Consider the following 18,383-nt stretch of genomic DNA (forward strand, 5'->3'; position numbering starts at 1 on the left):
ATGCCGCTTCGCTGTCCGGGCTAGGGAGCTGCCGCTACCCAAGCGCAAGCTCCAGCTTTCGTCACTGCGAGCCACCCGGTCGGCGCGAAGCGCCGCCGGATGACAGGCTCCGCGAAGCAATCCATCTCACCGCTCGGGGGAAAGATGGATTGCTTCGTCGCTTCGCTCCTCGCAATGATGGTAAAGCTACAATCCCAGATACGCCTTGCGCACGTCGGGATTGGTGCTGATCTCCGCGGCCGCGCCCTGCATCAGCACGCGGCCGGTTTGCAGGATGTAGGCACGGTCGGCGATCTCCAGGCATTCGGCCATGCGCTGCTCGACGATCAGCACGGTCATGCCGGCGTCGCGGATGCGCTTCACGGCCTGGAAGATCTCGTCGACCAGCTTCGGCATGATGCCCTGCGACGGCTCGTCGAGCATCAATAGCCGCGGCCGCGTCATCAGCGCGCGGCCGATCGCCAGCATCTGCTGCTCGCCGCCCGACAGCGTCTCGGCGCGCTGATCGAGCCGTTCCGAGAGCCGCGGAAACAGCTTGAACACCAGATCGAGCGGCTCGTCGCGATTGGCCTGGCTGCGGTAGAGATAGCTGCCGAGACGGAGGTTGTCGCGCACCGACAGCCGCGGAAACAGCCGGCGATTCTCCGGCACGAAGGCGATGCCGCCGGCCGTGATGACGTGCTGCGGCTTGCCGTCGATGCGGGCGCCATCGAAGGTCACGGTCCCCGAGCGCGGTCGCTCGGCGCCGGCGATCGATTTTAACAGCGTCGACTTGCCCGCGCCGTTGGCACCGGCAACGCAGACGATCTCGCCCTTGGCAACGTCGATCGACACCGACGAGATCGCAACCAGGCCCTGATAGGCGGTGGTGACTTCACGCACCGACAGCATGACGGTCCCCGAGATAGGCGGTGATGACTTTGGGATTGCGGACGACCTCAGTGGGCTTGCCTTCGATCAGAACCTTGCCGAGATCGAGCACGATGGCGCGGTCGACCAGCGGCATCACAATTTCCATCACATGCTCGACCATCAGCACGGTGATGCCGGCGGCGCGCACCTTGCGCACGAGCTCGACGCCGGTCTGCGCCTCGACTGGCGTCAATCCGGTCAGGACCTCGTCGAGCAGCAGCAGCTTCGGCTCGGTCGCGAGCGCGCGGGCGACCTCGAGCCGGCGCTTCTCGGACGGCACCAGGTCGCTGGCCAGAACGTCGGCGCGCGCGGCGAGCCCGCAGAACTCCAGCACCTCATAGGCCTTCTTCCGCGCCACCCGCATGACGGTGTTGCGGATCAGTGCGCCGACGATGACGTTGTCGATGACGGTCATGGTCTCGAAGCTCTTCACCACCTGGAAGGTGCGCCCGATGCCGCGCTGGCAGCGTTCGGCCGCGCGCAGCGCCGTGACGTCCTCGCCGTCGAAGATGATCGAGCCCTGCGTCGGCGGCAGCACGCCCGCGATCAGGTTGAACAGCGTCGACTTGCCGGCGCCGTTCGGGCCGATCAGGCCGACGATCTCGCCGCGGCCGACCGAGATCGAGACGTCGCTGTTGGCGACGAGACCGCCGAAACGCTGCCAGACGCCGCGGGTTTCCAGAAGCGCCGTCATCGCGCGGCCCCCTTGCGCGGCGAGAACACGCTCACCAGCCCGCGCGGCAGCGCCAGCGAGATCAAAACGATCAGCGTACCGTAGACGATCAGGTCGACGCCGCGCCCCGAACCGCCGACGAACGAGCGCGTCAACTCGGTGAGCGGGATCAGGATGACCGCGCCAAGCATCGGCCCCCACAGCGTGCCGATGCCGCCGAGCACCGCGGGCAACGCCATCAACAGCGAGAACTGGAAGCCCATCACGCTCTCGGGATCGATATAGGAGACGAACTGGGCGTAGAAGCTGCCGCCGACGGCGACCAGGAAGGCGGAGACCGCAGCCGCGCCCATCTTGGAATTGAACACGACCACGCCGAGGCTTTCGGCGGCATCCGGATTGTCCTTCACCGCACGCCACCAATAGCCCCATTTGGAGTCTTCCAGCCACCAGGTGACGAACCAGGCGATGCACGCCAGCGCCAGCGCGAAATAGAAGTACGGCAGCTTGGAGCGGGTGAACTGGAATTTCAGCCAACTGTCGCCGCGCACCGGGATGTCGATGCCGAGCGCGGCACCCGCCCAATCCCAGTTCTGGATCAGGAGCAGCGCGATCTCGGCGATCACGATGGTCGCGATCACGAAGTAGTGGCCGCGCAGGCGGAAGCAGGGATAGCCGAGCGCCATCGCGATGACAGCGGAGATCGCGCCGCCCGCCAGCATGCCGAACCAGGGCAGCACGCCGAACTTGGTGAACAGCAGCGCGGTGGTGTAGGCGCCGAGCCCGAAATAGAGCGCGTGACCCAACGAGATCTGTCCGCAATAGCCTGACAGGATGTTCCAGCTCTGCGACAGCGCGGCGTACATCAGGGTCAGCACCATGATGTTCTGGACGTAGACGTCCTTGACGAACAGCGGCACCAGCGCGGCGATCACGGCGAGGCAACCGGCCATGATGAGGTCGCGCCTGCGGCGTTGGGCGAAGTGCTTGTCCATCACATCGATCCGAACAGGCCGCGCGGGCGGATGAAGACGATCAGGAGATAGACGGCATAGATCCCGACCGATTTCAGCGACGGCGGCAGGATCAGTGCGGTGGTCGCTTCCACCAGGCCGACGATGATGCCGCCGGCAAAGGCGCCGAACACGCTGCCGAAGCCGCCGAGCGCCACTGTGACGTAGGCGATCAGGGCGAAGGAGGCGCCGACATCGGGATAGACGTAGAAGAAGATCGCCATGATGGCGCCGGCGAGTCCCACCAGCGCCGCGCCAAGGCCCCAGCCCAGCGCGAACACCCTGTTCTTGTCGATGCCGACCAGCGCCACCGCGCCCGCGTCCTCGCGCGTCGCCTCGAGCGCGCGGCCGAAGTCGGTGCGATGGATAAAGAAATAGAGCGCGCCGAAGGCCGCAATCGAGACGAGCGCGCCGACCAGTTGCGGCTCGGGCAGATAGATGCCGGCGACCGCCACCGTCTTGCCGCCGAGCCAGGAGTTGGTGACGCTGCGGTAGTCGGGCGTGAAGAAGAACTGCGCCAGGCCGCGCATGACGATCGCAAGACCGAAGGTCGAGAAGATCTGCACCATGCCGGCATTGGCTTTGGCGCGCACGGCGAAGCGGACGATCAACAGATAGACCACCGCGCCGAACACGAACAGCGCCGCGGCGACCAGCGGCGCCGACAGCAAGGGATCGATCGCGAAGAACGCGAACAGGAAGAAGGTCGCGTACATCGCGATCATCAGGAACTCGCCGTGCGCGAAATTCACGACGTCCATCAATCCGAAGATCAATGCGAGCCCGGCGGCGATCAGTCCGTAGAGCAGCCCCATCAGCAGGCCGCTCGCCAGACTCTGGATAATGGTCTCGGCTGTCACCGCCGTCTGTCCCCCTTGAGCATCCGACCGATCAGCTATTCATCGGCCAGATCGCCTCGGAGACGGCGGCCTGTTCCGGGAAGATCGTGACGAAGTTCTTCGCGGCATATTGCAACAGCACCGGATCGGCGAAGTTGTTCTGCCCCATCTCGTCGAACTTGACGCGTCGCCACGGCATGATGGTCACATCGCCCGGCATGTCGGTCGCGGCCAGCGCTTCGCGGATCTTCTCGCCGTCGGTCGACTTGGCGCGGTTGATCGCATCGGCCATCACGATCAGGCCCATGAACTGGCGCGACGAGTAGTCGTTGAAGTCCTTGCCGGACTTGGCGCGGTACATCTCGTTGATGAGGCCGACCATCGGCCGCTTCTGCGCAAGATCGAGCGAGAAGCTGCCGCGCGAGATGACGCCTTCGAGCTTGTCGCCGACCGCGTCATAGGTGGCCTTTTCCGAGAAGCCGGCATCCTGCGCCACAATGTTCTTCGGCTTGTAGCCGAGCTCGGCCATGGTCTTGACCAGGAGGATCGCGTCGGTGGTGTAGCTCGACGGCATCAGCACGTCGGCATTCGCGGCCTTGAGCTGCTGCACCTCGGCGGTCAGCGACGGCGAGTTGGCGCGATACTTGATGTCGGTCACCACCTTGTAGCCGCGCTCGTTGGCGAGCTTGAGCTGCGCGTTGGACGAATCGGTGCCGAAAATGGTGTCCTCGTGGAACAGCGCCAGCGTCTCGATCTTCTGACCCTTCTTCTTCATCGCGTCGAAGAAGTCGAACATCGCGGTCGAGAACATCTCGTCATGCGGCGCGGCGCGGAAATAATACTTCAGGCCACGGCGATGCAGGCTCGGCGAGGAGTTGTCGGCCGAGATGAACGGCACCTGGTAGCGTTCGCAGATCTGGCTGACGGTGACGGCGACCGCGCTCTGATAGGTGCCGATCACGGCGCAGACCTTGTCCTGCGTGATCAGGCGCTCGGCTTCGGCGCGGCCCTTCTGCGGATCAGCCTGATGATCGGCGAATACGAGGCGCACCTTGGCGCCGCCGAGGCCGGGCAGGCCTTCGCCCTTGGCCAGCGGCAATGCGAAATCATAGTTCTTGTTGATGATGTCGGCGGCGGTCTCGAACGCACGCTGCGCATCGACGCCGATCTGGGCGCTGGAGCCGGACAGCGGATAGATCACGCCGATCACCACCTCGTTGGTCTGCGCGCGCGCGGCCATCGGACCGAGCGCAGCGGCGGCAGTGGCACCGAGCAACACGTTACGGCGAGAGATCGTCATTCCCAATTTCCCCTAGGTCAGTTTGTTTTTATCGATGAAGTGCTTGTAGCGCGCAGTAAAGCCTCAATGAATTGCACGAATTGCCTATTCAAAGCACAGCGAGCTGCTTGTTCCTGAGATCCGTGACGAGCATCAATCCCGGCGCGTGCGTGATCGCGAACGGCAGCTTTGCGTTCGCGATCACCGCTTGCGGCGTCACACCGCAGGCCCAGAACACCGGGATCTCGTCGTCCGCGACCGGCACCGGATCACCGTAGTCGGGTTTCGCGATGTCCTTGATGCCGATCGAGTGCGGGTAGCCGAGATGGACCGGCGCACCATGCACCGAGGGAAAGCGTGAGGTGATCTGCACCGCGCGGATCGCATCCGCCGGCTTGAACGGCCGCATCGACACCACCATCGGTCCCTGGAACGGACCCGACGGGGCACACGCAATATTCGTGCGGTACATCGGCACGCGCACATTGTGCTCGATGTGACGAATCGGCAGGCCCTCGTCCATCAGCGCCTCTTCGAACGAGAACGAGCAGCCGAGCACGAAGGCGACCAGATCGTCGCGCCAGTAGTGCATGATGTCGGTCGGCTCGTCGGCCACCTCGCCGTCGCGCCAGACCCGGTAGCGCGGCACGTCGGTGCGGATGTCGAGATCGAGGCCGAGCGCGGGGATGCGGGGATCGCCGACATCGGACATGCCGATGATCGGGCACGGCTTCGGATTGAGTTGGCAGAACCGGTGGAAGGCGCCGGCGAGTTTCTCAGGCAGGATGGCGAGATTGCCCTGGACGAAGCCGTTGGCGACGCCGGCCGTGGTCGAGGCCATGCCGTTGCGGCAGGCGTGGCGGGCCTCAACGCTCGGAAGCACCGCCTGCCCCTGAGATCGCTGCGCTGCCGCAAAAACAGTCATGGGTCCCTCCTGCCCATAATGTCGACAAGGACAAGCCAACACCAAGCGTGATATAATGTCTAATCGTCCTTTCTAATCAAAATCGATAATCCTGATTTATCGATTGGAAAATTGCTTCTCATGACGGACTTCCGCTCGATCGAAACATTCCTCTGGGTCGTCAAGCTCGGCAGCTTTCGCGGCGCCGCCCAACGCCTCAACACCACCCAGCCGGCGATCTCGCAACGCATCGCTCAGCTCGAGCGCGAGATGGGCGTCAAGCTGTTGAACCGCGACCATCGGGTCGCGTCGCCAACGCCGAGCGGACGCCAGATGATGGTCTATGCCGAGAAGCTGATCGGGCTGCGGTCGGAGATGATGGCCGAGGTCGGCGACCGTTCGGCGATGCGCGGTGCGCTGCGGCTCGGTGTCGCGGAGACGATCGTGCACACCTGGTTGCCGCGGCTGGTCAAGAGCGTGAACGAGATCTATCCGAACCTGTCGCTGGAGATCGAGGTCGACATCACGCCCAATTTGACTGCGCGGCTGCTGGCACAGGAGATCGAGCTAGCCTTCGTGCTCGGACCAGTCTCGGCCTCCGGCGCGCACAACCGCGTGCTGTGCGATTACCCGATCAGCTTCCTCGCCAGCCCGGCGCTTGGCCTCGGCGCCGGTCCGGTGGCGCGGCAGGATTTGGCGCGATTTCCTATCATCACCTTTCCGCGCAAGACCCAACCCTATGAGACGGTGCGCGCACTGTTCAATGGACCCGATCTGCCGCCGATCCGCCTGCACGCCTCAACGTCGCTCGCGACCGTGATCCACATGGCCAATGAGGGCCTCGGCATCGCGGTCATCCCGGCGGCGATCGTCGAGAACGAGCTTGCCGACGGACGGTTGCAATTGCTCTATACCGACCTCAAGCTGCCGCCCCTCACCTTCACCGCAAGCTGGCTCGCTTCTCCCGATGCAGTCGCGATCGAGCGCGTCGCCAATCTCGCCGGACAGATCGCGCGGCCGCGCGTGGCGGTTGACGAGGCGAGAGTGGCGCGTCATTGAACGAGAGCCGGAGATGAACTGTCATTCCGGGGCGGCTCGAAGAGCCGAACCCGGAAGCTCGAGATTCCGGGTCTGGTCGTTCGGACCATCCCGGAATGACAGAATGCGAATGGAATGAGCATGAGCCGAGCCGCTACCAATCTGCAGATCGATTCCGCCCGCCTCTGGGGCACCATCCATGAAACCGCGCAGTTCGGCGCCACCCCGAAAGGCGGCGTGCGGCGGCTGACACTGAGTGCCGAGGACAAGCAGGTGCGCGACTGGTTTCGCAAGGCGTGCGAGGACGCAGGCCTTGAGGTGCATGTCGACGCGCTCGGTTCGATGTTCGGGTTGAGGAAAGGAAGGGACATGTCGAAGCCGCCGATCGGCGTCGGCTCGCATCTCGACACCCAGCCGACCGGCGGCAAGTATGACGGCGTGCTCGGCACCCTCGCCGCGCTCGAAATGGTGCGCACGCTGAACGATGCCGGCATCGAGACCGAGCTGCCGATCTGCATCTGCAACTGGACCAACGAGGAAGGCTCGCGGTTCGCGCCGGCGATGATGGCGTCCGCCGCCTATGTCGGCGACTTCACCACCGACGACATCTTGTCGCGCAAGGATGCCGAGGGCGTCACGGTGGCGCAGGCGCTGGATTCCATCGGCTATCGCGGCGATGCCCCGGTCGGCCGTCAGAAATTCACGGGCTTCGTCGAGCTGCATATCGAACAGGGGCCGATCCTCGAGGCCGAGAACAAGACCATCGGCGTGGTCGATTCCGGTCAGGGCGTGCTGTGGTACGACGGCAAGATCACCGGCTTCGAGAGCCACGCCGGCTCGACGCCGATGCCGCTGCGGCGCGATGCGCTGGCAACCCTGTCGGAGATCGTGCTGGCGATGGAAGGCATCGCCAAGAAGCACGGCCCGAAGGCGGTCGGCACCATCGGCGAGGCCGTGATCGCAAAGCCCTCGCGCAACGTCATTCCGGGCGAGATCGCTTTCACCGTGGATTGCCGCAGCGCCGATGCTGCGATCATGGACGCACTCGACCGCGACCTGCGCGCGGCGGTGGCGGAGATCGCCGCGCGGCGCAAGGTCGAGGTTCAGCTTGATCTGGTCTGGCGCAAGGCACCGACGCATTTCGATCCGAAGCTGGTCGACGCCGTGGAGAACGCGGCCAAGCAGCTCGGCTATTCGCACCGTCGCATCACCTCCGGCGCCGGCCACGACGCCTGCAACCTCAACACCGTGATGCCGGCGGCTATGGTGTTCGTGCCTTGCAAGGACGGCATCAGCCACAACGAGCTGGAAGATGCGACGCAGGCTGACTGCGCCGCGGGCGCCAACGTGTTGATGCACACCGTGCTGGCGCTCGCCGGCGTCGCATCCTGATCATCATCTCTTCCTTTGGACGGAGGCTTTCGTGCGCGGAGTGTTTGTCGACGCCAATGAATCGCTCGCGGTCATCATGGAGCGGCTGGAGAAATCAGGCGATCCCAAGATACGGATCAACCGCAATCCCGACATCAAGCCCGAGGACTATCCAGCCGTGCTCGACGGCGCCGAGATCGCAATCGTCGATCACACCGCGCTGCCGACCGATATTGCGAAGACGTGCGCCGGACTGAAGCACGTCGTGTTCCTCGGCACCGGCGCGCGCAGCTACATGAACCCCGAGGAGCTCGCCGAGCTCGGCATCTCTGTGCATCTGATCAAAGGCTACGGCGACACTGCGGTTGCGGAATCCGCGATCGCGCTGATGTGGTCCTCGGCGCGCGTGATCGCGCAGATGGACCGCGAGATGCGCGCCGGCAACTGGCTGCGCGAGGACGGCATGCAGCTCACCGGCAAGACGCTCGGCCTGATCGGCTTCGGAGGCATCGCTGCCGAAGTCGCCCGCATCGCGCTCGGCAGCGGCATGAAGGTGATCGCCTGGAACCGGTCGCCCAAGATGCATCCGGGCGTCGAGTTCCTCGATCTCGACACGGTGCTCGGAAAGAGCGATGTGGTCTCGATCCATCTCTTGCTCAATGACGAGACCCGCGGCCTGATCACGCGCGAGAAGATCGCGAAGATGAAGCAGGGCGTGATCCTGATCAACACCGCCCGCGGCGCCATCGTCGACGAGCAGGCCATGATCGATGCGCTCCAATCGGGCCATATCCGCCACGCCGGCCTCGACGTCTACAACATCGAGCCGTTGCCGAAGGATCATCCGCTGACCAAGATTCCCAACGTGACGCTGTCGGCGCATTCTGCATTCCGCACGCCCGAGGCGAGCGAGAATTTGATCCACGCGGCATTGGAGCATTGCCGAAGAATCGTGAAGGGATAATTTTCACTGCCGTCCTGGACAAGCCAACGGGCCGGCGCAAAGTGCCGCCCGCTGATAGGCTCCGCGGCGAGCTGGGACCCATTACCACCGCTCCACATTGTCACGAAGGTTGGGGCCACAGCGAGCTCCAACAACAAGACCCTGTGGCTATGGGTCCCTGCTTTCGCAGGGACGACAGCACGGCGTTGGGTGACGAGCCCCCTCCTCCACAAAGGGAGAGGGTGAGATCATCTAATCCACCATTTCCGCGACCGCCTTGCCGCACGCCGTGGTGTCGGCGTTGCCGCCGAGATCGCGGGTGCGCAGCGTGCGTTCGCCGAGTGTGCGCTCGATCGCGCCGACGATGGCGTCCGCGGCCTGTTTCTCGCCGAGGTGCTCCAGCATCATCGCACCAGACCAGATCATGCCGATCGGGTTGGCGATGCCCTGCCCCGCAATATCGGGCGCTGAACCGTGCACCGGCTCGAACACCGAGGGGAAATCGCCCTCCGGATTGATGTTGCCCGACGGCGCGATGCCGATCGTGCCGGTGCAGGCCGGACCGAGATCCGACAGGATGTCCCCGAACAAGTTGGAGCCGACCACGACGTCGAACCAGTCCGGATGCAGCACGAAGTTCGCGGTCAGGATATCGATGTGGTACTTGTCCCACTTCACGCCGGGATACTTCTTGGCCATCGCCTCCACGCGCTCGTCCCAATAGGGCATGGTGATGGAGATACCGTTCGACTTGGTGGCCGAGGTCAGGTGCCTTTTCGGCCGCGACTGTGCGAGATCAAAGGCGAATTTCAGGATGCGGTCGACGCCGGTGCGGGTCATCACCGTCTGCTGCGTCACGAACTCGCGGTCGGTGTCCGGGAACATGCGGCCGCCGACGGAGGAATACTCGCCTTCGGTGTTCTCGCGCACCACCCAGAAATCGATGTCGCCGGGCTTGCGGTTCGCCAGCGGCGACGGCACGCCGGGCATCAGCCGCACCGGCCGCAGGTTGACGTATTGATCGAACTCGCGGCGGAACTTGATCAGCGAGCCCCACAGCGAGATGTGATCCGGGATCTTGGCCGGCCAGCCCACCGCGCCGAAATAGATCGCGTCATGCTTGCCGATCTTGTCCTTCCAGTCAGCCGGCATCATCTCGCCGTGCTTCTCGTAGTAGTCGTAGGAGGCGAAGTCGAAATGGTCGAACTGCACGGCGACGCCGTGCTTCTTCGCGGCGGCCTCGATGACGCGCAATCCCTCCGGCATCACCTCCTTGCCGATGCCGTCGCCGGGAATGACCGCAATCCGATACTGCTTCTTGCTCATCGAGAATACCCTTGTGATTTGCCCGGCCGGCAACGCCGCCTATCCTGATCGCCCTGCAATGGACCAAACTTCGCGCGAGCGCAACGCTGCAGTGCAGTGTTGACCGCCGCGCGACCCTGCCCCTACGAATTCGCCGACACCCGTTTCTCATAACAAGCGAGACATCCCATGGATCTGCATCTGCGCGGCAAGCGTGTCCTGATCACCGGCGCCTCCAAGGGCATTGGCGCGGCCGCGGCCGAAGCCTTCGCCGAGGAAGGCGCCAATCTGCTGTTGGCCGCGCGCAACGGCGATCAGCTCAAGGCGCTCGCCGAGCGGCTGCGCTCCGCGCACCAGATCGATGCCGCGACCAGCGTGGTCGATCTGCGCAAACCAGATGACTTGGCCCGGCTGGCCAAGGAGGCCGCCGACATCGACATTCTCGTCAACAATGCCGGCGATATCCCCGGCGGCTCAATCGACAAGATCGACGAGGCGACCTGGCGTCACGCCTGGGAGTTGAAGGTGTTCGGCTATATCAACCTGACGCGTGCGATCTATGCCCAGATGAAGGCGCGCGGCGGCGGGGTCATCGTCAACGATATCGGCGCCGCCGGCGAGAAGTTCGACGCCAATTATATCTGCGGAAGCGCCGGCAATGCAGCGCTGATGGCCTTCACCCGCGCGCTCGGCGGCAAGAGTCTCGCCGACAACATCCGCGTCGTCGGCATCAATCCGGGTCCAGTCGGCACCGATCGCCACGTCACGCTGCTCAAGACCCGCGCCAAGCACCAGTTCGGCGATGAGAATCGCTACAAGGAGTTCCAGAAGGGCATGCCGCTCGGCCGCCCCGCGCACGCACGCGAGATCGGCGACCTCATGGCGTTCCTCGCCTCCGACCGCGCCGGCTACACGTCGGGCGTGATCTACACGGTGGACGGCGGGTTTACGGCGGGATGGGGTTAGTTGGCTCGCACTAGCCCCTTGCTCTGCCGTCATCCTGAGGAGCCGCAAAGCGGCGTCTCGAACGATGGGCTGCGGGCCACGTCGTCCTTCGAGGCGCGCTCCGCTCGCACCTCCAGCGACAGTGGCGAAGCCATTGCGCGGGGATGACGTGGATCGAGCCGAATGTTTGTGGCCATGATGGTTTCCACTTTCCGGCAAAATGGTCTACAGCAGCAACAACAGAAGACTTGCAACCAACGGAGACAAGCAAGTGGCAGATCAGGGGCTGATCCGGGAAACGGCCTGCGCCGTCGTCGATAAGCTGAAATCCGGCGAGGTCACGCCGCTGGATCTGCTCGACGTGCTGGAAAGGCGCATCGCCGAGGTGGACGGCAAGGTCAACGCGCTGCCGACGCTCTGCTTCGACCGCGCGCGCAACCATGCCAAGGCCCTGATGCAGAAGCCCGCCGCCGAGCGCGGGCTGCTTGCGGGGCTTCCCGTTCCGATCAAGGACCTCACCGCCGTCGAGGGCGTACTGACCACGCAGGGCTCGCCGATCTTCAAGGACAACATCCCGGCCAAGTCCGACCTCCTGGTCGAGCATCTCGAAAACAACGGCGGCGTGATCTACGCCAAATCGAACACACCGGAATTCGGCGCCGGCGCCAACACCTTCAACGAGGTGTTCGGCCCAACCCGCAATCCCTGGGACACGTCACGCTCGGCCGCCGGCTCCTCCGGTGGCGCGGCCGTGGCGCTCGCGACCGGCACCGCCTGGCTCGCGCATGGCTCCGACATGGGCGGTAGCCTACGCAACCCGGCGAGCTTCTGCGGCATCGTGGGCCTGCGGCCGAGCATCGGCCGTGTCGCGCACACGCCGAAATTCGGCGTCAATCGCACGCTCGGCGTACAGGGACCGATGGCGCGCAACGTCGAAGACCTCGCGCTGCTGCTGGACGCGATGAGCGGCGAGCACGCCGCCGATCCGCTGTCCCTTCCCGCGCTGCCGACATCGTTCCTTTCCGCTGCGCGCTCGAACCGGAAGCCGAAGCGCATTGCCTATTCGCCCGATCTCGGCATCACGCCTGTCGATCCCGAGGTCAAGGCGATCACACGCAAGGCGGCGGAGCGTTTCGCGGAAGCCGGCGCAATCGTCGAGGAAGCCCATCCCGACCTGCACGAAGCCCACGAATGCTTCCACGTGCTGCGCGCGTTCGATTTCGCGATCAGCAAGGCGCAACTGCTGCGCAACAAGCGCGATCTGCTCAAGCCCGAAGTGATCTGGAATATCGAGGAAGGGCTGAAGCTCACTGTCGAGAAGCTCGAGCGCGCCGAGGCGCAGCGCGTGGCGATGACCGAGCGTGCGCTTGGCTTCTTCGACAAATATGACCTGCTGCTGGCGCCTGCGACCATCGTGCCGCCATTCCCGGTCGAGAACCGCTACGTCGCTGAATGCGACGGCAAGAAGTTCGACAACTATGTCGAATGGCTCGGCATCGTCTACGCGATCACGCTGGCCTGCTGCCCGGCGCTGTCGCTGCCCTGCGGCTTCACCGCCTCCGGCCTGCCGGTCGGTTTGCAGATCGTCGCCAAACCGCGCGCCGAAGCCCAGCTCTTGGCCGGGGCGAAGGTGCTGGAAGATATTCTCGGCCTGCGCGGCACGACGCCGATCGATCCGCGGCCGCCGAAGTGAGGCGTCCTACGCCTTCTCTTCCGCTGACTTCAGCGCGACGGTGAGCGCGAACTTGGTCTGCTCGACGATCTCGTCCATCAGTTCCTCGCGGCTGATGTGGGCGACCTCGCCGGTGAGCAGGCCCTGCTCGGCCAGCATCACGATGCCGTGCAGCCCGGCCCAGATCTTCAGCGCCTGGCGTTCGCGCAGCAGGCCGACGGCGGGCGCCTCGAACGCCTCGATCAGCAATTCCAGCGTTTCCATCGCCGCGGTATGCAGCTCACTGCCCTTCGGCGCGCAGGCCATGATTCGCGAGGCGAACATCAGCCGGTAGACGCCGTGACGCTGCAGCCCGAAGGCGAGCGCCGCCTGCGCGAAGCGCGACAGCTTCGACTGCTTCCCCGGCTTATCGATGGCCTCGCGCATGACCACGTTGAACTGCCGGAACGCCTCGGCGGTGACCGCCTGCAACAGCGCGTCGCGATCGGCAAAGTGCCGGTACGGCGCCGGCTGCGAGACGCCGAGTTGCTTGGCCAGCGCCTTGATGCTGATCGCCTCCGGCCCGCCAAGCTCGACCTCCTGGAGGGCAGCCTGGATCAGGGCGTCGCGCAGGTCGCCATGATGATAGGTCTTGAACGGCTTACGAATGATTTGTCCCATTGCAGTGATGATCGCCGGTCAGGTCATAGAGAATGCAACATTAGCGATATCAACCGCTTGCGTCACTTCCTCCAAACGGAGCATGCAAGCCATTAAGGGCAAATCGGCAGGTCCGTCCATGAAAAACGGTTGGCCGAGCTTTGCGAGATGGCCAACGCCGCGAGACCCGTTCGATTGCTGATCTCGAGCGTCTGGAAAGCGTTGTGCAGATGAACCTTGATGGTGCTGCGGCAAGCTTCGGTCGGCCATAGTATCTTTCACAAAGCGTACGCTGCAGCGCAGCGCTGCGGATATCCCGGCTCTCCGCGGCGGGAGGAAAACCCACAATGTCTGATAGTCACACACCGATCCCTCATCCGAACGATGCGCCCCCAACCTCGCGCATCGTTGATCGGCCCATATCCAACGGCATATAGGGATATCGGGCATTCGAATCTAAACTTAATGCACCGCAATGAAAGGAGGCTCCCGCGGCATCGCACGCAACATATATTGAAAAACATCAATTTTTCTTCCGTCACCGCATTAAGTGTAAGAGCCGGATTTTCAATCGCCCCCACCCTAGTTTGGCAGGGAGTACATCATGAGGCGGCAACATTGCTTTTCAATCGTACTTGTCGGCAAAAACGGATTACGCAAAGAAGGTTTGGCAGGCATCCTTCGTTCGGCGGATTTTCGCATCCTGGCTTCGGTTTCAAGCGCCGATGAATTGCAGACCCGCAAGGCCCTACCCCACCAAGTGCTGTTTCTTGTCGTCCATTCCGGCGATGAATTTGACAGCACCGTCGAGCAGATCGAGCTTTGCAGGAGCCATCGTCCGGACGGGCGCGTCGCCGTCGTGGCCGATCGCTATCGAGTGAACGAACTGGCTTCGGCATTCCGAGCAGGCGCTACCGGCTATTTCATCGACGTCACGACCTGCGAGGTCTTCATCAAGTCGATGGAGCTCGTGATGATGGGGGAAATGGTTTTTCCCGCCACATTCCTGTCAGGGACCCTCGATCCGGCAGCGACACGCTCGAACGAGATCAGATCACGCGACAACGGCGAAGCCGCGGTTATCGCACCGGAAGACAAAAGCTCTCCCCAGCTCTCACCACGGGAGACGTCGATACTGCGCTGCCTTATCGACGGCGACTCGAACAAATGCATCGCGCGAAAGATCAATATCGCCGAGGCCACCGTGAAGGTGCACATCAAGGCGATCCTTCGCAAGATCCGGGTTCAGAACAGAACCCAGGCGGCGATCTGGGGCGTCAACAACCGATTGCCGGCACAATCATCAAGCGACAGGCTGCCCCCATCGGATTCTGATGTGACGAGCCATCTTGCGAGTGTCGCCGGTGAGATACGGCAATTGCCGCACATTAGTGCACCAGCGACGTTCGACGGCACCGACCATACATCGCATCCATTTGATGTGTCCCCCGCCAACGGACACACTCGCAAGAAAATCCATGCGGCGGCGAGCGGCGTTATCCGTCTCGCCAAATGATTGATCGTCTAAATTGACGCCGCTCGTTCGGCGCGATTGACGCTGCGTCGCAGGGGTCATCAATACTGCCCTGTTGCCGCCGGGCTTCATTTCGACGAGCGACGACGGCAGGACGCCAAACGCTAGAGAGAGAGAGGAGCGGATCGTTGGAACCGCACGGCGCCGCCGCGGCAGAAGGTCGCACATAATTGCCCCGATCACTGCCCCAATCGCTCCAACATCCACAACGCTTAAGCCGTCCATGCCGTTCAACCGTTGTTTAGTTGCTGAATTTTCGCTTGACGTGCGAGCCGGACAATAATGTAATACGATATAACTTAATAGAGCTGATTTTGCCCAAGCAAGATCAACTTGCGCAACGAAGAAAATGAGGAACACAGCGCGCCCAATCGCGCGCGAGACCGAGGGAGAGCGCTGGCATGTCCAGGCTGAAGATCCGCGTCGACCAGGACAAGTGCCAAGGTCACGCACGCTGTAAATCACTCGCCCCAGAACTGTTCGAGCTCGACGAATACGGCAACGCGCATGAGATCGGCGACGGATCCGTTCCGGCCGGGCTCGAGGACAAGGCGTGGCTCGCGCAGACCAACTGCCCGGAAATCGCGATCGAGATCACCGAAGAATAGCAGCGACCGAGACGCAGGCCGCATTCCCCAACAGCCGGTTTGAACGAACGAGAAGGAACGAGCCGATGTCCGATTCCCCGTCCGCAAGCTATCTGCCCGAGCATCCCCCGGTCACCGACTGGGTCAACGATTTCGACCATACCGATCCAACCTGGACCGAAGACCCGTTTCCAATCTGGGAGGAATTGCGCGCGGCGTCTCCGGTCGTGCATACCGAGCGCTTTCTCGGCTGCTATATGCCCACCACCTATCAGGCGGTGAAGGAGATCGCTTATGACACCGAGCACTTTTCCTCGCGCCGCGTGATCGTGCGCGACGTCCGCCCCGAGATCTCGGCCCGCGCGCCGCCGATCACCTCGGATCCGCCGGAGCATAAGCCGGCCAAGCAAGTGCTGCTGCCTCCGTTCACGCCGGACGCAATGAAGAAGTTGGAGCCGCGCGTGCGCGCGATCTGCAACGAGCTGATCGACGAATTCATCGCCGATGGCCGTTGCGACGCCGCGGCGCGCTACACCAAGCATATCCCGGTGCGCGCCATCGCCCACATGCTCGGTATCCCCGAGAAGGATGGCGACCTCTTCATCAAGTGGATCCACCAGATCCTCGAGCTCGGCATCAAGAACGAAGACGAGCTGATGAACGGCGTGCGCGAGATGACCGGCTACTTCATGACCCATCTCGAGCAGCGCAAGCAGCAGCCGGGCGACGACCTGATCTCTGCGCTGATGAAGGCGAAAGGACCGGACGGCCAGCCGCTTTCGGACGATCACGTGCTGGGCTCGTTGCGACTGCTGCTGATCGCGGGCATCGACACCACCTGGAGCGCGATTGGCTCCTCGCTCTGGCACCTCGCCAAGACGCCGGCCGACCGCGAGCGCCTGGTTGCCGAACCGGCACTGATCCCGACCGCGATCGAGGAATTCCTGCGCGCCTATTCGCCGGTCACGATGGCCCGCGAGGTGATGAAAGAAACCACCATTTCCGGCTGCCCGGTGAAGGCCGGCAACATGGTGCTGCTGTCGTTTCCGGCGGCCAACCGCGATCCCGCCATGTTCCCCGAAGCCGACAAGGTGATCATCGACCGCAAGGAAAATCGCCACGCTGCGTTCGGCCTCGGCATCCATCGCTGCGTCGGTTCCAACCTGGCGCGCATGGAGATGATCGTGGCGATCGAGGAATGGCTGAAGCGGCTCCCGGATTTCCGTCTCGACCCGGCCGGCAAGGTGACTTGGTCCGAAGGCACGGTGCGCGGTCCTCGTCAACTGCCGATCCTGTTTGGCAAGAAGGCCTGAGGAACCGGACAGCAGTTACATCGCACCACCCGATGAGGTAGTTTGCCCCGGAATCGAACCAACCATTCCGGAGCTACGCTATGACCGATCAAACCGCTCAACCCGCGAGCGATCACCTCGACGTTCACGACGTCGAGCGGCGGGTGAAGGCGATTTTCATCGGTTCAGTCGGCAATCTCGTCGAGTGGTATGATTTCTACGCCTATACGGCGTTTGCGCTGTATTTCGCTCCCGCGTTCTTCCCGCACAGCGATCCGGTGGTGCAGCAGCTCAACGCCGCGGTGCTGTTTGCCGCGACCTTCCTGATGCGCCCGCTCGGCGGCTGGCTGTTCGGCTTCATCGCCGACCGCTACGGCCGCCGCCTGTCGCTGACCGTCTCGGTGGTCTGCATGTGCTTCGGCTCGCTGATCATCGCGGTGACGCCGACCTACGAGACCATCGGTATTGCCGCGCCCGCGATCCTGGCACTGGCGCGCATCATCGAGGGCTTGAGCCTGGGTGGCGAGTATGGCGCGAGCGCCACCTATCTCAGCGAGGTCGCCGACGCCAAGCACCGCGGCTTCTATTCAAGCTTCCAGTACGTCACGTTGATCGGCGGCCAGCTCACCGCGATCATCGTGCTATTGCTGCTGCAGAAGGTGTTCCTGACCCCTGAGGAGCTGAAGGCCTGGGGCTGGCGGATCCCCTTCGTGATCGGGGCGATGCTCGCGATCTTCGCGGCCGTGATGCGCCGCAGCCTGCACGAGACAGAGGCGTTCATCGAGGCCAAGAGAGTTTCGAAGCCGACCGGCTCGATCGTGGCGTTGTTGAACTATCCCCGCGAGCTGCTGCTGGTGGTCGGGCTCACCGCGGGCGGCACCGCGGCATTCTACACCTTCACGACGTACATGCAGACTTTCGTGAAGCTCTCGGTCGGCCTGACCGAGGACCAGACCACCTTCGTGATCTTCGGCTCGCTGATCTTTGCGACCATCCTCCAGCCGACCTACGGCGCGATCTCCGATCGCATCGGCCGCAAGCCGCTGCTGATCTTCTTCGGCATCGCCGGCACGCTGGCGACGGTGCCGATCCTCACCACATTGAAGGAGAGCAAGTCCCCATTGATCGCGTTCCTCCTGATCTGCGGCGCCTGGATCTTCGTCGCCGGCTATACCTCGATCAACGCGATCGTGAAGGCCGAGCTGTTTCCGACCAATGTGCGTGCGCTGGGTGTCGGCCTCCCCTATGCCATCACCGTGTCGGTGTTCGGCGGCACCGCGCCGGCGATCGCGCTCTACTTCAAGAGCATCGGGCACGAGAATTGGTTCTATTACTATCTGAGCGGCATGATCTTCCTGTCGCTCCTGATCTATGCGACCATGCGCGACACCAAGCATGCCTCCGCGATGCATCGTCACGAGTGATGACGGCAAGCCG

At 63.4% G+C, this 18,383-nt stretch carries 18 protein-coding genes; 9 read left to right on the forward strand and 9 right to left on the reverse strand.

Going from position 1 to position 18,383, the window contains the following annotated elements:
- Positions 1–186: 186 nt before the first annotated feature.
- The 6 genes from P6U25_RS25405 to P6U25_RS25430 form a co-directional block, all read right to left on the reverse strand.
- Positions 187–891, reverse strand: coding sequence for an ABC transporter ATP-binding protein (locus P6U25_RS25405; RefSeq protein WP_407147505.1), 705 nt, complete (start codon positions 889–891; stop codon positions 187–189).
- Positions 875–1,606 carry an ABC transporter ATP-binding protein gene (locus P6U25_RS25410; RefSeq protein WP_407147506.1) on the reverse strand — a complete coding sequence of 244 codons (732 nt, stop codon included), beginning with the start codon at positions 1,604–1,606 and terminating at the stop codon, positions 875–877. The genes P6U25_RS25405 and P6U25_RS25410 overlap by 17 nt, the downstream gene beginning before the upstream one ends.
- The gene (locus tag P6U25_RS25415; protein WP_407147507.1) at positions 1,603–2,580 is read right to left on the reverse strand and encodes a branched-chain amino acid ABC transporter permease; all 978 of its coding nucleotides are present in this window, start codon (positions 2,578–2,580) and stop codon (positions 1,603–1,605) included. The genes P6U25_RS25410 and P6U25_RS25415 overlap by 4 nt, the downstream gene beginning before the upstream one ends.
- On the reverse strand, positions 2,580–3,413 hold the full coding sequence (locus P6U25_RS25420; RefSeq protein WP_407152607.1) for a branched-chain amino acid ABC transporter permease: 834 nt from the start codon (positions 3,411–3,413) through the stop codon (positions 2,580–2,582). Before P6U25_RS25420 ends, P6U25_RS25415 begins: the two co-directional genes overlap by 1 nt.
- Before the next feature lie 76 nt (positions 3,414–3,489).
- A complete protein-coding gene (locus P6U25_RS25425; protein WP_407147508.1) occupies positions 3,490–4,737 on the reverse strand; it encodes an ABC transporter substrate-binding protein in 1,248 nt (415 codons plus the stop codon).
- Between the two features lie 88 nt (positions 4,738–4,825).
- Positions 4,826–5,641 carry a putative hydro-lyase gene (locus tag P6U25_RS25430; protein ID WP_407147509.1) on the reverse strand — a complete coding sequence of 272 codons (816 nt, stop codon included), beginning with the start codon at positions 5,639–5,641 and terminating at the stop codon, positions 4,826–4,828.
- 120 nt (positions 5,642–5,761) lie between these two features.
- Here P6U25_RS25430 and P6U25_RS25435 point away from each other — a divergent pair, with 120 nt between their 5' ends.
- From P6U25_RS25435 to P6U25_RS25445, 3 genes are all read left to right on the forward strand, one after another.
- Positions 5,762–6,679 carry a LysR family transcriptional regulator gene (locus tag P6U25_RS25435; RefSeq protein WP_407147510.1) on the forward strand — a complete coding sequence of 306 codons (918 nt, stop codon included), beginning with the start codon at positions 5,762–5,764 and terminating at the stop codon, positions 6,677–6,679.
- A 120-nt stretch (positions 6,680–6,799) separates the two neighbouring features.
- Complete coding sequence (locus tag P6U25_RS25440) at positions 6,800–8,050, forward strand: Zn-dependent hydrolase (RefSeq protein WP_407147511.1); 1,251 nt, start codon at positions 6,800–6,802, stop codon at positions 8,048–8,050.
- A gap of 31 nt (positions 8,051–8,081) precedes the next feature.
- Entirely contained in the window at positions 8,082–8,993 is a 912-nt protein-coding gene (locus tag P6U25_RS25445; RefSeq protein WP_407147512.1) for an NAD(P)-dependent oxidoreductase, read from the forward strand.
- A 231-nt stretch (positions 8,994–9,224) separates the two neighbouring features.
- Here the strand turns inward: P6U25_RS25445 and P6U25_RS25450 are convergent, their stop codons facing one another.
- Positions 9,225–10,298, reverse strand: a complete 1,074-nt coding sequence (locus P6U25_RS25450) for a tartrate dehydrogenase (RefSeq protein ID WP_407147513.1) — start codon at positions 10,296–10,298, stop codon at positions 9,225–9,227.
- Positions 10,299–10,466: 168 nt separating this feature from the next.
- Here P6U25_RS25450 and P6U25_RS25455 point away from each other — a divergent pair, with 168 nt between their 5' ends.
- Positions 10,467–11,243: an SDR family oxidoreductase gene (locus P6U25_RS25455; RefSeq protein WP_407147514.1), complete on the forward strand. Its 777-nt coding sequence runs from the start codon at positions 10,467–10,469 to the stop codon at positions 11,241–11,243.
- A gap of 29 nt (positions 11,244–11,272) precedes the next feature.
- Here P6U25_RS25455 and P6U25_RS25460 read toward each other — a convergent pair whose 3' ends face one another.
- Positions 11,273–11,419, reverse strand: coding sequence for a hypothetical protein (locus P6U25_RS25460; RefSeq protein WP_407147515.1), 147 nt, complete (start codon positions 11,417–11,419; stop codon positions 11,273–11,275).
- Positions 11,420–11,442: 23 nt separating this feature from the next.
- Here P6U25_RS25460 and P6U25_RS25465 point away from each other — a divergent pair, with 23 nt between their 5' ends.
- Positions 11,443–12,915, forward strand: coding sequence for an amidase (locus P6U25_RS25465; RefSeq protein ID WP_407147516.1), 1,473 nt, complete (start codon positions 11,443–11,445; stop codon positions 12,913–12,915).
- A gap of 6 nt (positions 12,916–12,921) precedes the next feature.
- On the opposite strand, the gene P6U25_RS25470 is transcribed toward P6U25_RS25465, so the two are convergent.
- The gene (locus P6U25_RS25470; RefSeq protein WP_407147517.1) at positions 12,922–13,554 is read right to left on the reverse strand and encodes a TetR/AcrR family transcriptional regulator; all 633 of its coding nucleotides are present in this window, start codon (positions 13,552–13,554) and stop codon (positions 12,922–12,924) included.
- A gap of 583 nt (positions 13,555–14,137) precedes the next feature.
- Here P6U25_RS25470 and P6U25_RS25475 point away from each other — a divergent pair.
- The 4 genes from P6U25_RS25475 to P6U25_RS25490 all read left to right on the forward strand — a co-directional run bounded on the left by P6U25_RS25475 (position 14,138) and on the right by P6U25_RS25490 (position 18,370).
- Complete coding sequence (locus P6U25_RS25475) at positions 14,138–15,049, forward strand: LuxR C-terminal-related transcriptional regulator (protein ID WP_407147518.1); 912 nt, start codon at positions 14,138–14,140, stop codon at positions 15,047–15,049.
- A 419-nt stretch (positions 15,050–15,468) separates the two neighbouring features.
- Positions 15,469–15,675: a ferredoxin gene (locus tag P6U25_RS25480; protein WP_407147519.1), complete on the forward strand. Its 207-nt coding sequence runs from the start codon at positions 15,469–15,471 to the stop codon at positions 15,673–15,675.
- A 65-nt stretch (positions 15,676–15,740) separates the two neighbouring features.
- On the forward strand, positions 15,741–16,967 hold the full coding sequence (locus P6U25_RS25485) for a cytochrome P450 (RefSeq protein WP_407147520.1): 1,227 nt from the start codon (positions 15,741–15,743) through the stop codon (positions 16,965–16,967).
- 80 nt (positions 16,968–17,047) lie between these two features.
- The gene (locus tag P6U25_RS25490; protein ID WP_407147521.1) at positions 17,048–18,370 is read left to right on the forward strand and encodes an MFS transporter; all 1,323 of its coding nucleotides are present in this window, start codon (positions 17,048–17,050) and stop codon (positions 18,368–18,370) included.
- Positions 18,371–18,383: the final 13 nt, after the last annotated feature.

Source organism: Bradyrhizobium sp. ORS 86 (genome assembly GCF_045571475.1).
Lineage (GTDB): Bacteria > Pseudomonadota > Alphaproteobacteria > Rhizobiales > Xanthobacteraceae > Bradyrhizobium.

Bases quoted from the DNA above. Each gene is read 5' to 3' on its own strand.
- P6U25_RS25405 (WP_407147505.1), bottom strand. From the start codon at position 891: ATGCTGTCGGTGCGTGAAGTCACCACCGCCTATCAGGGCCTGGTTGCG.
- P6U25_RS25410 (WP_407147506.1), bottom strand. From the start codon at position 1,606: ATGACGGCGCTTCTGGAAACCCGCGGCGTCTGGCAGCGTTTCGGCGGT.
- P6U25_RS25415 (WP_407147507.1), bottom strand. From the start codon at position 2,580: ATGGACAAGCACTTCGCCCAACGCCGCAGGCGCGACCTCATCATGGCC.
- P6U25_RS25420 (WP_407152607.1), bottom strand. From the start codon at position 3,413: ATGGGGCTGCTCTACGGACTGATCGCCGCCGGGCTCGCATTGATCTTC.
- P6U25_RS25425 (WP_407147508.1), bottom strand. From the start codon at position 4,737: ATGACGATCTCTCGCCGTAACGTGTTGCTCGGTGCCACTGCCGCCGCT.
- P6U25_RS25430 (WP_407147509.1), bottom strand. From the start codon at position 5,641: ATGACTGTTTTTGCGGCAGCGCAGCGATCTCAGGGGCAGGCGGTGCTT.
- P6U25_RS25435 (WP_407147510.1), top strand. From the start codon at position 5,762: ATGACGGACTTCCGCTCGATCGAAACATTCCTCTGGGTCGTCAAGCTC.
- P6U25_RS25440 (WP_407147511.1), top strand. From the start codon at position 6,800: ATGAGCCGAGCCGCTACCAATCTGCAGATCGATTCCGCCCGCCTCTGG.
- P6U25_RS25450 (WP_407147513.1), bottom strand. From the start codon at position 10,298: ATGAGCAAGAAGCAGTATCGGATTGCGGTCATTCCCGGCGACGGCATC.
- P6U25_RS25455 (WP_407147514.1), top strand. From the start codon at position 10,467: ATGGATCTGCATCTGCGCGGCAAGCGTGTCCTGATCACCGGCGCCTCC.
- P6U25_RS25460 (WP_407147515.1), bottom strand. From the start codon at position 11,419: ATGGCCACAAACATTCGGCTCGATCCACGTCATCCCCGCGCAATGGCT.
- P6U25_RS25465 (WP_407147516.1), top strand. From the start codon at position 11,443: ATGGTCTACAGCAGCAACAACAGAAGACTTGCAACCAACGGAGACAAG.
- P6U25_RS25470 (WP_407147517.1), bottom strand. From the start codon at position 13,554: ATGGGACAAATCATTCGTAAGCCGTTCAAGACCTATCATCATGGCGAC.
- P6U25_RS25475 (WP_407147518.1), top strand. From the start codon at position 14,138: ATGAGGCGGCAACATTGCTTTTCAATCGTACTTGTCGGCAAAAACGGA.
- P6U25_RS25480 (WP_407147519.1), top strand. From the start codon at position 15,469: ATGTCCAGGCTGAAGATCCGCGTCGACCAGGACAAGTGCCAAGGTCAC.
- P6U25_RS25485 (WP_407147520.1), top strand. From the start codon at position 15,741: ATGTCCGATTCCCCGTCCGCAAGCTATCTGCCCGAGCATCCCCCGGTC.
- P6U25_RS25490 (WP_407147521.1), top strand. From the start codon at position 17,048: ATGACCGATCAAACCGCTCAACCCGCGAGCGATCACCTCGACGTTCAC.